Annotated in this window: 9 protein-coding genes; 8 read left to right on the forward strand and 1 reads right to left on the reverse strand. The window is 62.6% G+C overall.

Annotation, left to right across the window (positions count from 1 at the left end):
- The first annotated feature begins 17 nt into the window (after positions 1–17).
- From aroB to eno, 8 genes are all read left to right on the forward strand, one after another.
- Positions 18–1166 (forward strand): 3-dehydroquinate synthase, encoded by a 1149-nt coding sequence (gene aroB, locus DOM58_RS08770; protein ID WP_110692529.1) that lies wholly within the window; start codon positions 18–20, stop codon positions 1164–1166.
- A 685-nt stretch (positions 1167–1851) separates the two neighbouring features.
- Positions 1852–6303: a glutamate synthase large subunit gene (gene gltB / locus DOM58_RS08780; RefSeq protein WP_110692531.1), complete on the forward strand. Its 4452-nt coding sequence runs from the start codon at positions 1852–1854 to the stop codon at positions 6301–6303.
- A gap of 76 nt (positions 6304–6379) precedes the next feature.
- Positions 6380–7810, forward strand: coding sequence for an FAD-dependent oxidoreductase (locus DOM58_RS08785; protein WP_110692532.1), 1431 nt, complete (start codon positions 6380–6382; stop codon positions 7808–7810).
- 173 nt (positions 7811–7983) lie between these two features.
- Positions 7984–8223 carry a hypothetical protein gene (locus tag DOM58_RS08790; protein ID WP_075561132.1) on the forward strand — a complete coding sequence of 80 codons (240 nt, stop codon included), beginning with the start codon at positions 7984–7986 and terminating at the stop codon, positions 8221–8223.
- A gap of 271 nt (positions 8224–8494) precedes the next feature.
- Positions 8495–9802, forward strand: coding sequence for a solute carrier family 23 protein (locus tag DOM58_RS08795; protein WP_110692533.1), 1308 nt, complete (start codon positions 8495–8497; stop codon positions 9800–9802).
- A 144-nt stretch (positions 9803–9946) separates the two neighbouring features.
- Complete coding sequence (locus DOM58_RS08800) at positions 9947–10669, forward strand: gamma-glutamylcyclotransferase (protein ID WP_110692534.1); 723 nt, start codon at positions 9947–9949, stop codon at positions 10667–10669.
- 139 nt (positions 10670–10808) lie between these two features.
- Positions 10809–12467 carry a CTP synthase gene (locus DOM58_RS08805; protein WP_110692535.1) on the forward strand — a complete coding sequence of 553 codons (1659 nt, stop codon included), beginning with the start codon at positions 10809–10811 and terminating at the stop codon, positions 12465–12467.
- Between the two features lie 200 nt (positions 12468–12667).
- Positions 12668–13960: a phosphopyruvate hydratase gene (eno, locus tag DOM58_RS08810; protein ID WP_110692536.1), complete on the forward strand. Its 1293-nt coding sequence runs from the start codon at positions 12668–12670 to the stop codon at positions 13958–13960.
- 194 nt (positions 13961–14154) lie between these two features.
- Here the strand turns inward: eno and fdxA are convergent, their stop codons facing one another.
- Positions 14155–14478 carry a ferredoxin FdxA gene (fdxA, locus tag DOM58_RS08820; RefSeq protein ID WP_075561136.1) on the reverse strand — a complete coding sequence of 108 codons (324 nt, stop codon included), beginning with the start codon at positions 14476–14478 and terminating at the stop codon, positions 14155–14157.
- Positions 14479–14627: the final 149 nt, after the last annotated feature.

Raw genomic sequence — 14627 nt, forward strand, 5'->3', positions numbered from 1 at the left:
ATCGAAGGTAACGTCTCATGTCGTCAGTCTCGTCGCTTCCCGTGGAATCGCTGAACGTCTCGCTGGGCGAGCGTAGCTATCCGATCCATGTCGGTGCGGGGCTGCTGACGAGCCGAGAGCACCTGCTGCCTTACCTGGCCGGACGTCAGGTCATGATCGTGACCAACGAGGTGATCGCGCCGCACTATCTTCATGCGCTCAAAGAAACGCTAGCGGGCGCCCTCGATGCGCCCAAGGAAGAGACGCTTACCGGCGCCGAGCTGGAAATCCGGGAAGTCATCCTGCCCGACGGCGAGGCGACCAAGACGTTGTCCTCGGTCGAGAGGATCTGGGATGCGCTGCTGGCCGCCGGGTTCAATCGTCGCTGCACGCTGATCGCGCTCGGCGGCGGGGTCATCGGTGACATGACCGGCTACGCGGCCGCGAGCTACCAGCGCGGCGTCGCTTTCATTCAGATTCCCACCACGCTGCTGGCCCAGGTCGACTCTTCCGTGGGCGGCAAGACCGGGGTCAACCATCCGCGCGGCAAGAACATGATCGGCGCGTTCTGGCAGCCGCGGGCAGTGCTGGTCGATACCGACACGCTGACCACGTTGCCGCCCCGCGAGCTTTCCGCCGGGCTGGCGGAAGTGATCAAGTACGGCCTGATCTGGGATCTGGAATTTCTTGCCTGGCTGGAGGCCAATCTCGGCGCGCTGCGTGGCATCGAGGAAGGCGCGATCCGTTATGCCATCCGTCGTAGCTGCGAGATCAAGGCCGAGGTGGTGGCCGAGGATGAGACCGAGCAGGGCGTGCGAGCGCTGCTCAATCTGGGCCACACCTTCGGGCATGCGATCGAGGCGCACCAGGGCTACGGCAACTGGCTCCACGGCGAGGCGGTGAGCGCCGGCATGATGATGGCGGCTCGGCTATCCGCCCAGCGCGGCTGGCTGAACGAGGCTGATGTCGAACGTGTCGCTGCGATTCTTTGCGCGGCGGACCTTCCGGTGACGGCACCGGCCAGCATGCAAGCCGAGGATTTTCTCTCTCGAATGCGGCTCGACAAGAAGAATGTCGACAGTCGCCTGCGTTTGATCCTGCTCGAGACGTTGGGGCGGGCCTGCATTCGAGACGATACCGACCCCGAGCAGCTCGAGCGTCTGCTGACGGATTTCCCCCGAACCTGATTTCTGATCGGGCCTCGTCTCCCTTTCCCGGGATACCGCCTCTAGCCCACACGATTCCGGCCGCTGTCGCCGGCTGTCTTCTCCGGCGGCGTCAGTTGCCGGCGGCTCTCTTTCGTCGTGGCTCGCCTCTCCTTCATTCTGGCCAGCCTGTTTCGCAGCGACTTGGCTTGATCGCCGCCACCGACCCGGGCGATCACGTCCGGTTCGCAGGTCCAGAAGCTTGTCGCGTTCTGAGGCATCCGGCATCGACGATCTTGCTGAAGGGTTCGTTTGAGGGAACGTTATCCCTATAATTGGTATGCTCCATGCCGTATCGGTATGGCCTCCGGGCGTCGATTTCAGCATGATCCAGCGATGGCGGCAGTTGATAAGACTTTCGTCTAAATAAGGCTCTAAGCCTTTGTGTTAGCAGCGTATTTTTATAAATTTAAAGCTAAGTCTCGGATTTTCAATGCGTTTGTGGGTTGCTCGGTGGGGCATCGGATTGCGCTGGGGCAGGTAACTGGCTATTCTGACCGGCCTTTTGGCGACCGTCAGCGGTAAGATTTGGGTGCGCTGAGACGCAAAATAATCCGCTCGTTCAACGTTGAATGCGGCTATAAAAATTACAAAACATGTAATTATCTCTTTTTACTAGACCGGATACAAGACCCTGTATTCTGACACTGCTTTGTGAGGCACGCCCATGATGAGAGGTCTTCACCAGCCTGGCGAATTCCGCGACAACTGCGGATTCGGCCTGATTGCTCATATGGAAGGGCAGGCCAGTCATGATCTGCTCAAGACGGCGATCGAGTCCCTGACCTGCATGACCCATCGCGGCGGTATCGCGGCGGATGGCAAGACCGGTGACGGCTGCGGTCTGCTGCTCAAGATGCCGATGGGCTTCATGCGAGCGCTGGCCGAGGATCAGCTCGGCGTGACGCTGGGCGAGCGCTTCGCGGTTGGCATGGTGTTCTTCCCCGACGACGACGCCCGCGAACAGCGCGCTCGGGAAACGCTGGAAGGCGAGCTGGCCGAACGCGGTCTGAGCGTCAAGGGCTGGCGCGACGTGCCCACGGACCCGAGTGTCTGCGGGCCGATGGCGCTCGAGTGCCTGCCACGCATTCGTCAGGTGTTCGTCGAAGGGGATAGGTCCCAGTCCGACGCCGCTTTCAATGTCGAGCTGTTCATGGCTCGTCGTCTTGCCGAGCAGAAGCTCAGCCGGGAAGAAGAGTTCTACGTCTGTTCGCTGTCGTCCAAGGTGGTTTCCTACAAGGGCCTGATGATGCCCGCGGACCTGCCTACCTTCTATCAGGATCTGGGCGACGAGCGTCTCGAGACCGCCGTCTGCGTCTTCCATCAGCGTTTCTCGACCAACACGGCGCCGCGCTGGCCGCTGGCGCAGCCGTTTCGCTTCATGGCGCACAACGGCGAGATCAATACCATCGAGGCCAACCGCAGCTGGGCCAATGCGCGCAAGGCCAACTTCGTCAACGAGCTGTTGCCGGATATCGAAGGTCTCGACGAGATCGTCAACACCACCGGCTCCGATTCCTCGAGCATGGACAATATGCTCGAAGTGCTGCTGACCGGTGGCATGGATCTCTACAACGCGGTGCGGATGATGGTGCCGCCGGCGTGGCAGAACGTCGAGACCATGGACGGCGATCTGCGCGCCTTCTATGAATACAACTCCATGCACATGGAAGCGTGGGACGGCCCCGCCGGCATCGTGATGACCGACGGCCGTCACGCCGTGTGCATGCTCGATCGTAACGGCCTGCGCCCGGCGCGCTGGGTGATTACCGATAACGGCTACATCACGCTCTCTTCCGAGATCGGGGTGTGGAACTATCAGCCGGAATCCGTGGTGGCCAAGGGTCGCGTCGGGCCGGGTCAGATTCTCGCCGTCGATACCCAGACCGGCGAAGTGCTGCACACCGACGACATCGATCAGCGGCTCAAGTCCGCTTATCCCTATCGTCGCTGGCTCAAGGAGCACGCCCATTATCTGGAGTCGGCGCTGACCGAGCTGGCGCGCTTCCAGCCGTTCGAGACCGACGAACTCAACGTCTATCAGAAGATGTTCTCGGTGACGTTCGAGGAGCGCGATCAGCTGCTGCGTCCGCTGGCCGAGAGCGGCCAGGAGGCGGTGGGTTCGATGGGCGACGACACGCCGATGGCGGTGCTGTCGCGCCAGAATCGTCTGCTCACCGATTTCTTCCGCCAGAAATTCGCCCAGGTCACCAATCCGCCGATCGACCCGCTGCGCGAAGCGATCGTGATGTCGCTAGAGACCTGCTGCGGGGCCGAGCTGAACGTGTTCGAGGCGACGCCCGAACATGCGCACCGCCTGATCCTGACCACCCCGGTGCTGTCGCCGCGCAAGTTCACCGCGCTGGTGACTCAGGAAGATCCGGCATTCGCCTCGATCACCCTGCCGCTGCAGTACGATCCCGAGACGACCTCGCTGCGTCAGGCGCTGATGGCCCTTTGTCAGCAGGCCGAACAGGCCGCCCACGACGGCAAGGTGATCCTGGTGCTGTCGGATGCCGAGCTCGAAAAAGGCAAACAGCCGATCCAGGCGCTGCTGGCCACCGGCGCGGTGCATCATCATCTGGCCAGGCTGGCGCTGCGTCCGCGGGTCAATATCGTGGTCGAGACCGGCTACGCCCGCGACGCGCATCAGATGGCGGTGTTCTTCGGCGTCGGCGCCACCGCGGTCTACCCATATCTGGCTTACCAGGTGATGGCGGACATGCACCGTACCGGCGAGCTGGTCGGCAACCCGGCGGATGCCCGCGAGAACTATCGCAAGGGCATGCAGAAGGGGCTTTACAAGATCCTGTCGAAGATGGGCATTTCGCAGATCTCCTCCTACCGTGGCTCGCAGCTGTTCGAAGCCGTGGGGCTGGGGTCCGAAGTCATGGAGATGTGCTTCGACGGCATGATGTCGCGTATCGAAGGCACCGGATTCAGCGAGCTGCAAATGCAGCAGGAGCTGGCCGCACGCGATGCCTGGATTCCGCGCAAGACCATGCGTCAGGGCGGGCTGGTCAAGTTCGTTCACGGCCACGAATATCACGCCTACAATCCCGATGTGGTGATGACGCTGCAGCAGGCGGTCCAGCAGGGCGACTACGCCAAGTGGAAGGCGTTCGCGCGGCTGGTCAACGAGCGCCCGGTGGCCACGATCCGCGATCTGCTGAGGCTCAAGCCGGCGGCCGAACCGTTGCCGCTGGACGAGATCGAACCGGTCGAGGATCTGCTGCTGCGTTTCGACAGCGCCGGGATGTCGCTGGGCGCGCTGTCGCCCGAAGCGCACGAGGCGCTGGCCCAGGCGATGAACGAAACCGGCGGGCGCTCCAACTCCGGCGAGGGCGGCGAAGATCCGGCCCGCTACGGCACCATTCGCTCGTCGAAGATCAAGCAGATCGCCTCCGGACGCTTCGGGGTGACGCCGGCGTATCTGGTCAACGCTGAAGTGCTGCAGATCAAGGTCGCCCAGGGCGCCAAGCCCGGCGAAGGCGGCCAGCTGCCGGGCGGCAAGGTCAACGAGATGATCGCGCGGCTGCGCTATGCCGTGCCCGGCGTGACGCTGATCTCGCCGCCGCCGCACCACGACATCTATTCGATCGAGGACCTGGCCCAGCTGATCTTCGATCTCAAGCAGGTCAATCCGAGCGCTCAGGTCTCGGTCAAGCTGGTCTCCGAGCCGGGTATCGGCACCATTGCCACCGGTGTCGCCAAGGCCTACGCGGATCTGATCACCGTCTCCGGTTACGACGGCGGCACCGCGGCGAGCCCGATCACCTCGATCCGTCATGCCGGCAGCCCGTGGGAGCTGGGTCTCCCGGAAGTCCATCAGGCGCTGCGCATCAACGGTCTGCGCGACAAGATCCGGCTGCAGACCGACGGCGGCCTCAAGACCGGTCTCGACGTGGTCAAGGCGGCGATCCTCGGCGCCGAGAGTTTCGGCTTCGGCACCGCGCCGATGGTGGCGCTGGGCTGCAAGTATCTGAAGATCTGCCACCTCAACAACTGCGCCACCGGCGTCGCCACTCAGCACCAGGAGCTTCGCGACGAGCATTTCCGCGGCACGGTGGACATGGTCAAGCACTACTTCCGCTTCATCGCCGAAGAAGTGCGTGAGCTGATGGCGCTGCTCGGCGTGCGCCAGTTGACCGACCTGATCGGGCGTACCGATCTGCTCGAAGCGCTCGAAGGTGAAACGCCCGCGCAGCGCAAGCTCGACCTGAGCCCGCTGCTGGCCAACGACTTCGTGCCCAAGGACGCGCCGCAGTTCTGTCAGGTCAGCCGCAACGTGCCGCACGATCCGGGCGCCAAGAACCAGGAAGTGTTCGACGCACTGCTGCCGGCGATCGAGTCGAAGTCCGGCGGCGAGTTCTCGTTCAAGATCACCAACTGCGATCGTTCGGTAGCCGCAAGGGTCTCCGGCGAGATCGCCAAACGCTACGGCGAGGCGGGGCTCGAGGATGCGCCGATCACGGCGCGCTTCACCGGCGTTGCGGGCCAGAGCTTCGGGGTGTGGAACGCGCGCGGGCTCAATTTGTATCTGGAAGGCGATGCCAACGACTACGTCGGCAAGGGCATGAACGGTGGCAAGGTGGTGATCGTGCCGCCCAAGGCCAGCCGCTTCCTGAGCCACGAGACCGCGATCATCGGCAACACCTGCCTGTATGGCGCCACCGACGGCAAGCTGTTCGCCGCGGGGATGGCCGGCGAGCGCTTCGGCGTGCGCAACTCCGGCACCCACGCGGTGATCGAAGGCGCCGGGGACCACTGCTGCGAATACATGACCGGCGGGCTGGTCTGCGTGCTCGGCAAGACCGGGATCAACTTCGGTGCGGGCATGACCGGCGGCTTCGCCTACGTGCTCGACGAGGATCGGGGTTTCGTCGATCGCTACAACCATGAACTGGTCGAGATCCACCGGATCAATACCGAATCGATGGAAGCCTATCGCCGTCACCTGCGCGAGGTGATCACCGAGTATGTGGAAGAGACCGATTCGCCACGCGGGCATGCGATTCTCGAGGATTTCTCCGACTTCATCCGCCATTTCTGGCTGGTGAAGCCCAAGGCCGCAAGTCTCAACGGTTTGCTGGCCCAATCCAGGCGACAGCCTGAATGAGGCATGACGGCAACTTGAGTAAGCATAGTGGCAGTCAGAGTCAGCGAGCGTCGTCGGCCCAGTGAGGAGATAAGACATGGCAAACCGTTTGAGTAACGATTTTCAGTTCATCGATGTGGGTCGCCGCGACCCGCAGAAGAAGGATGCGCGTAGCCGCTCGCGGGAATTCGCCGAGATCTACGAGCCGTACAAGCCCAGCGAGGCGGCCAGCCAGGCCCACCGCTGCCTGCATTGCGGCAATCCGTACTGCGAGTGGAAATGCCCGGTCCACAACTACATTCCCAACTGGCTCAAGCTGGTCAGCGAGGGCAACATCCTCGAAGCCGCGGAGATGTCGCACCGGACCAACTCGCTGCCCGAAGTCTGCGGTCGCGTCTGTCCGCAGGATCGGCTGTGCGAAGGCGACTGCACCCTGAACGACGGTTTCGGTGCCGTCACCATCGGCTCGGTGGAGAAGTACATTACCGATACCGCGTTCGCCATGGGCTGGCGCCCGGACATGTCGCAAGTGGTGATGACCGACAAGCGTGTGGCCGTGATCGGCGCGGGGCCGGCCGGGCTGGGCTGTGCCGATGTGCTGGTGAGGAACGGCGTCAAGCCGGTGGTGTTCGACCGCTACCCGGAAGTCGGCGGGCTGCTGACGTTCGGGATTCCCGAGTTCAAGCTCGAGAAGTCGGTGATGGAGCGTCGACGGTCGGTGTTCGAGGAGATGGGCGTCGAATTCCGGCTCAATACCGAAATTGGCCGCGATATTACCTTCGAACAGCTCTCTGATGAGTTCGACGCGGTATTTCTCGGCATGGGCGCCTACAAGTACATGGTCGGCGGTTTCCCCGGTGAGGAGACGGACGGCGTCTACAAGGCGCTCGACTTCCTGATCGCCAACGCCAACCACCATCTCGGCTTCGAGCAGGCCTCCTCCGACTATGTATCGATGGCCGGCAAGCGTGTAGTGGTGTTGGGTGGCGGCGATACCGCGATGGACTGCAACCGCACCTCGATCCGTCAGGGCGCGGCCAGCGTGACCTGCGCCTACCGCCGCGACGAAGAGAACATGCCCGGTTCCAAGCGGGAGGTGACCAACGCCCGCGAAGAGGGCGTCGATTTCCTGTTCAACCGCCAGCCGGTGGCGATCGTCGGCGAAGACAAGGTCGAAGGCGTCAAGCTGGTGCGCACCCGCATGGGCGAACCGGACGACAAGGGCCGGCGCAGTGCGGAAGTGGTGCCGGGCTCCGAGGAAATCCTGGCTTGCGACGCGGTGGTCATCGCCTTCGGCTTCCAGCCCAGCGAGATCGAGTGGTTCGATACCCACCAGATCCAAGTGGACGAACGCGGCCGGGTGCTGGCGCCGGAAATTCCGGCACAGATGGAGCGCTTCGCCTATCAGACCAGTAACGAGAAAGTGTTCGCCGGGGGCGACATGGTGCGCGGCTCAGATCTGGTGGTGACCGCGGTCTATGAGGGTCGTCAGGCAGCGGAAGGCATTCTCGATTATCTCAAGGTCTGATCGCCACGCTGTGGGTGAGTGAACCGCTGTGAGTGAGTGAACGGTTGACTGAACGGTCGCGTAAAATCGGTCGATGGCTGGCACGATCGATCGTGATCAGCGATGGTATATAGATCAGGGAGCCTTTACAGTGGCGCGCTCGAATCGAACCGCAATCTTTGGAAGGTCAAACCATGATCAGGCTTGAACGCAACATCCTCGACCAGGCAAACACCCAACTGCGAGCGCTGGAAGATCATGTGCTGGATCAGGAAGGTGGTGATCAGGCGATCATGATCAGTGGCCAGCTGAAGGCGCTTTTCTCGCTGGCCAAGCTGCACGACAGCGGGATGTCGGACGAATGTGCCGGTATGCTCGAGGAGATCGAACGGCGCTCGAATATCCTCACGTCGCGCCTGCCGGAGCGTGGCTGAGGCATCTCGGCGACGCCTGGTGTCTCCGTTGCCCTTTGCTGGTCTCTCGCTCCCGGCGATGATGGCAGCCTTCCGGTCGATGACCGTGAGATAGCGAAAAAGCGCCAACGTCGCCGTTGGCGCTTTTTTATTGGCCGATTTTTCGATCGGACAGCCATTCGGCGTAACGCTAGAATGCGCGCCGAAACGCCAGCGGCGCCGCGATCATCCCTCGGCAACGCCGGCTGCCCGTGCCCTCGTTCGGGGCACCTCATTGTGGAGAACGTTACCCATGTCATCCTGGTTTCCCCGTTGGCAACGCGTCGATGCCAGCCACGGTGGTCTGGTCGCGCCTGACCAGACGCTGCCGCCAGCGCAAACACTGTTGATGGGCGTTCAGCACGCCGTCGCGATGTTCGGTTCCACCGTGCTGGCGCCGCTGTTGATGGGGTTCGATCCCAATCTGGCCATCCTGATGTCTGGAATCGGCACGCTGCTGTTCTTTTTGGTCGTCGGCGGCCGCGTGCCCAGCTACCTGGGTTCGAGTTTCGCCTTCATCGGCGTGGTCATAGCGGCGACTGGCTACGGCGGTGGCGGCGGTAACTCCTCGATCGGGCTGGCGCTGGGCGGCATCATCGCCTGCGGGGCGATCTACGCGGTCATCGGTCTCATCGTCATGGCTTCGGGCACGCGCTGGATCGAGTTCCTGCTGCCACCGGTGGTGACCGGAGCCATCGTCATGACCATCGGTCTCAATCTGGCGCCGGTGGCGGTCTCCAGCGTCAAGGGGTCCAATTTCGACGCCGCGATGGCGCTGGTGACTATTCTCTGCATCGGTCTGGCGGCCGTGCTGACCCGCGGCATGCTGCAGCGGCTGTTGATTCTGGTGGGGCTGGTCGTGGCCTACGCGATCTATGCGCTGGTCACCAACGGCCTGGGCTGGGGCGCGCCCATCGATTTCTCGATCATCGCCAACGCGGCCTGGTTCGGAATGCCGGCGTTCACCGCCCCCGAGTTCAGCCCTCACGCGATGGTGCTGATCGCGCCGGTCGCGGTGATTCTGGTGGCGGAAAATCTGGGGCATATCAAGGCAGTGGGCGCGATGACCGGGCGTGATCTCGACCCCTACATCGGCCGGGCCTTTCTGGGTGACGGGCTGGCGACGATGGTCTCCGGGGCCGCCGGCGGTACCGGCGTGACGACCTATGCCGAAAATATCGGCGTGATGGCGGTGACACGGGTCTATTCGACGCTGATCTTCGTCGCGGCCGCTGGCTTCGCCATTCTGCTCGGGTTCTCGCCGCGCTTCGGGGCGCTGATCCAGACGATTCCCGGTCCGGTGCTGGCCGGCGCCTCGATCGTGGTGTTCGGCCTGATCGCCGTTGCCGGCGCACGCATCTGGATCCAGAACCAAGTCGATTTGGGTGACAACACCAACCTGATCGTCGTGGCCGTGACGCTGGTGCTGGGAGCAGGCAACTTCTCGATCGACGTCGGCGGATTCACCCTCGACGGCATCGGAACGGCCACCTTCGGGGCGATCCTGCTGCATCTCGTTCTGCGCCATGGCGCCAATCTGGGCCGGGGCGTTTCAGACTGAAGTCTAACTCGCGCTTCGCTTTGCGCGTCGTGGGCGTTAGGCTGTAGCGACGGTATCGGCCGCGTCGATGCCGCTACCGTCGCATCCTCGAATCCCAGCGTCAGCGTCCCTGAATAGCGTCAGCGTCCCTGAATAGAGCCCCCAATGAGTGACCCGCAGTCCGGCCATATCAGCGCCGATGAAGACACGTCCGCCGAGAAGTCGATCGCCATGACCCGCGAGGTTCTGGAGCAGGATCTGATTCGTCGTCACTTCGAACAGGTCTACCCCGAGGTGGCCTTGAAGAGTCATCACGACCTGCATGGTTCCATTCAGCACATTCTGGATACGGCGCCGCCCGAGGCCCGGACCATCGACGGCGTCTATCTGTTTGCCTACGGCTCGCTGATCTGGAACCCGTGTGTCGAGGTTGCCGAGCGCCATACCTGCCGGCTGTACGGTTATCATCGCGATTTCTGCCTAAAGCTCGATCACGGTCGCGGTACGCCGGAGACGCCGGGACTGATGCTGGCGCTGGCGCCGGGCGGATCGTGTCATGGCGTCGCGCTTCGCGTACCCGGCGACAATCTCGAGCGCGAGCTGACCCTGGTGTGGCGACGCGAGATGCTGACCGGCGCCTATCAGCCGCGCTGGATCAAGCTGAAGACGGACGTCGGCCCGATCTGGGGCGTCGCCTTCGTGATCAATCCGCATCACGACCGCTATATCGGCCGTCAGCCGGACGAGACCGTGGTGCATCTGTTGCGCACGGGCCGCGGCGTGCTGGGCTCGTGTCGCGAATATCTCGACAACACGGTGGGCGATCTCCATGCGCTCGGCATTCGGGATCGACGTCTGGAATCGCTGCAGCGCGCCGTCGCCAGCTGATTCGCGGCCCCGCCAGGGCGGTCGCGCGATCCAAAATTGAGCCTTCCGAGCGAGTCTGGTAATCTGACGTCCCATCCTGGCCCGACTTTCTCCCCCGGGTCTCTTTTCACGGCTACGACCACGATTCGACAGGTTTTCCATGACACGATATATCTTCGTGACCGGCGGCGTTGTGTCCTCACTGGGCAAGGGTATTGCATCCGCCTCGCTGGCGGCGATCCTCGAGGCCCGCGGCCTCAAGGTCACCATCCTCAAGCTGGATCCGTACATCAACGTCGATCCGGGCACCATGAGTCCGTTTCAGCATGGCGAGGTATTCGTCACCGAGGATGGCGCGGAAACCGATCTCGATCTGGGGCATTACGAGCGCTTCATCCGCACCAAGATGACCCAGAGCAACAACTTCACCACCGGTCGGGTCTACGAGCACGTGCTGCGCAAGGAGCGCCGTGGTGACTATCTCGGCGGCACGGTGCAGGTGATTCCGCATATCACCGACGAGATCAAGCACCGTGTGATCAAGGGGGGAGAGGGGTACGACGTGGCGCTGGTGGAGATCGGCGGCACCGTGGGCGATATCGAATCGCTGCCGTTTCTGGAATCCATCCGTCAGCTGCGCAGCGAAGTGGGCGCCAACCGCGCCCTGTTCATGCATCTGACGCTGGTGCCCTACATCAAGACCGCGGGCGAGACCAAGACCAAGCCGACCCAGCACAGCGTCAAGGAGCTGCGCTCGATCGGTATTCAGCCGGATATCCTGATCTGTCGCAGCGAAGTCGAGCTCGAGGAGAGCGAGCGTCGCAAGATCGCGCTGTTCACCAACGTCGAGGAGCGCGCGGTCATCCCGCTGCAGGATGCCGACACCATCTATCGCATTCCGCTGATGCTGCACGAGCAGGGTCTCGATGAGATCGTCTGCGACAAGTTCCGTCTCGAAGCGCCCCAGGCCGACCTCGCCGAGTGGATCCATGTTCTCGACGCCAAGCTCAACCCGCTCAAGACGATCAACATCGCCATGGTCGGCAAGTACATGGAGTTGCTCGACGCCTACAAGTCGCTCAACGAGGCGCTGATCCACGCCGGCATTCAGACCCGCGTGAAGGTCAACGTCGAGTATATCGACGCCGAAGTGATCGAACGTCACGGCACCGAGCGCCTGGCCGGCAAGGACGCGATCCTGGTCCCCGGCGGTTTCGGTGAGCGGGGCGTGGAAGGCAAGATCCAGGCTGCGCGTTTTGCTCGCGAGAACCATGTGCCCTACCTGGGCATCTGTCTCGGCATGCAGGTGGCGGTGATCGAGTTCGCACGCCACGTGGCGGGATGGGAAGATGCCAATTCCACCGAGTTCACCCGCGAGACCCGGCATCCGGTGGTTGGCCTGATCACCGAGTGGATCAACCCGGAAGGGCAGATCGAACTGCGCGACGAGGCTTCCGATCTGGGCGGCACCATGCGCCTCGGCGGCCAGGAGTGCCGCCTCAAGCCGGGCTCCAGGGCGCAAGAGGTCTATGGGCTGGACACCATCACCGAACGTCACCGTCATCGCTTCGAGGTCAACGAGCAGTTCGTCGAACAGCTCGAAGCCGCCGGTCTGATCGTATCGGGCAAGAGTGGCGATCAGTCGCTGGTCGAAATGATCGAACTGCCGGACCACCCCTGGTTCGTGGCGTGCCAGTTCCACCCCGAGTTCACCTCGACGCCCCGCGACGGGCATCCGCTGTTTACCGGCTTCGTCAATGCGGCGCTGGAGCACAAGGCAAGCCGCCAGCGCCAGCATGGCATGGCGCATCAGGAGTGATCGGCTGATCACGGCGGGGGATGAAGCGATTCATCCCCCGCCGTCGTTGGGGGGCTGGACCCGGCCTGCCAACACTGGCAAAACTGCTAACATGATCGAATCATCGCGTCCGCGGCGAGCAAGCCAAGGTCCGGACGCTTCACGCTCGATGTGGTGAGTGATTCAACCGCTCGAGTTTTCAACCGACAGGACGACGTAACATGGCTGAGATCGTTGATATCCGTGCCCTCGAAGTGCTCGATTCCCGCGGCAACCCGACCGTTCAGGCCCAGGTCACGCTGAGCAACGGCATTACCGGCAGCGCCTGCGCCCCCAGCGGCGCTTCCACCGGTTCTCGTGAAGCGCTGGAACTGCGAGACGGTGACAAGTCACGCTATCTGGGCAAGGGCGTATTGAAGGCCGTCGACGCCGTCAACGGCAAGATTCGCGAGCGTTTGATGGGCATGGATGCCAGCGATCAGCGCGCTCTCGATGACGCCATGCTGGCGCTGGACGGCACCGACAACAAGGCGAGCCTCGGTGCCAACGCGATTCTCGCGGTATCGCTGGCTGCGGCCAAGGCCGCGGCGACCGAGAAAGGCGTGCCGCTCTACGCGCATATCGCCGAGCTCTACGGCCAGCCGGGCCAGTACACCATGCCGGTGCCGATGATGAATATCATCAACGGCGGCGAGCACGCCGACAACAACGTCGATATTCAGGAGTTCATGGTCCAGCCGGTGGGCGCGCCCAACTTCCGTGAAGCATTGCGCATGGGTGCCGAGATATTCCACGCGCTGAAGAAAGTGCTGACGGCCAAGGGGCTTTCCACCTCGGTCGGCGACGAGGGCGGCTTTGCGCCCAACCTGTCTTCCAACGCCGAAGCGCTGGCGGTGATCAAGCAGGCGGTCGACGACGCTGGCTACGTCCTGGGCAAGGACGTCACGCTGGCGCTGGACTGTGCGGCCAGCGAGTTCTTCAAGGACGGAGTCTACGATCTCGCCGGGGAGGGCAAGCAGTACGACGCCGCCGGCTTCACCGACTACCTGGCCGATCTCTGCGACCAGTATCCGATCGTCTCGATCGAAGATGCCATGGACGAGTCGGACTGGGACGGCTGGAAGGCGCTGACCGACAAGCTGGGCGACAAGATCCAGCTGGTCGGCGACGATCTGTTCGTCACCAACACCCGGATATTGAAGCGCGGCATCGACGAGAAGATCGGCAACTCGATTCTGATCAAGTTCAACCAGATCGGCTCGCTGTCCGAGACCCTGGACGCGATCAAGATGGCACAGGACGCCGGCTTCACCGCGGTCATTTCGCACCGCAGCGGCGAAACCGAAGACACCACCATCGCCGATCTCGCCGTGGGCACCGCCGCCGGTCAGATCAAGACCGGTTCGCTGTGCCGCTCCGACCGTGTCTCCAAGTACAACCGCCTGCTGGTGATCGAGCAGGAGCTGGGTGACAAGGTTGCCTACCCGGGCCTGAAGGCGATCAAGGGGCAGTAAAATCGCTGTAGACCGATAAACCAAGAAGGCCGCTCATCGAGCGGCCTTCTTGTGTTATTCGGCAGCGAGCGTCCGATTTGCGTAATGAGCGCAGGCCAGACAAGGCGAAATCAATCGAAAAAGCGGAGTTTACGAGGTGTAAATGAGCACTTTGAGATTGATTTCAACACAGTATGGCCAAGCGTAATAGCAAATCAGCGTTCCAGCAGTTCGATCTTGTTGGGCTTGCCATCCCACGCCTTGGCGTCTTCCGGCGGATCCTTCTGCTCGGCGATGTTCGGCCACACCTCGGCGAGTTCGGCGTTGAGCTCGATGAACTGCTGCTGACCTTCGGGCAGCTCGTCTTCCGAAAAGATCGCCTCGGCGGGGCACTCAGGTTCGCATAGCGCGCAGTCGATGCACTCGTCGGGATGGATGACGAGGAAGTTGGGGCCCTCGTAGAAACAGTCCACCGGGCAGACTTCGACGCAGTCGGTGTATTTGCACTTGATGCAGTTCTCGGTGACGACGAACGTCATGGGTGTTCTCTCCTGATTGACGGCCCGGTCGTGGCCCCTGTCTCGGTCTCTCGCTATCACGATCTCGGCGGATAGGATTTTTCGTGTTCACCGCACGCGCAGTGCCGCCGACACTATTCGAATGGCGCCATATTCTAGGCGGCCGGCGC

Origin of the sequence: Salinicola halophyticus (assembly GCF_003206695.1) — a bacterium.
Classification (GTDB): Bacteria; Pseudomonadota; Gammaproteobacteria; order Pseudomonadales; family Halomonadaceae; genus Salinicola; species Salinicola halophyticus.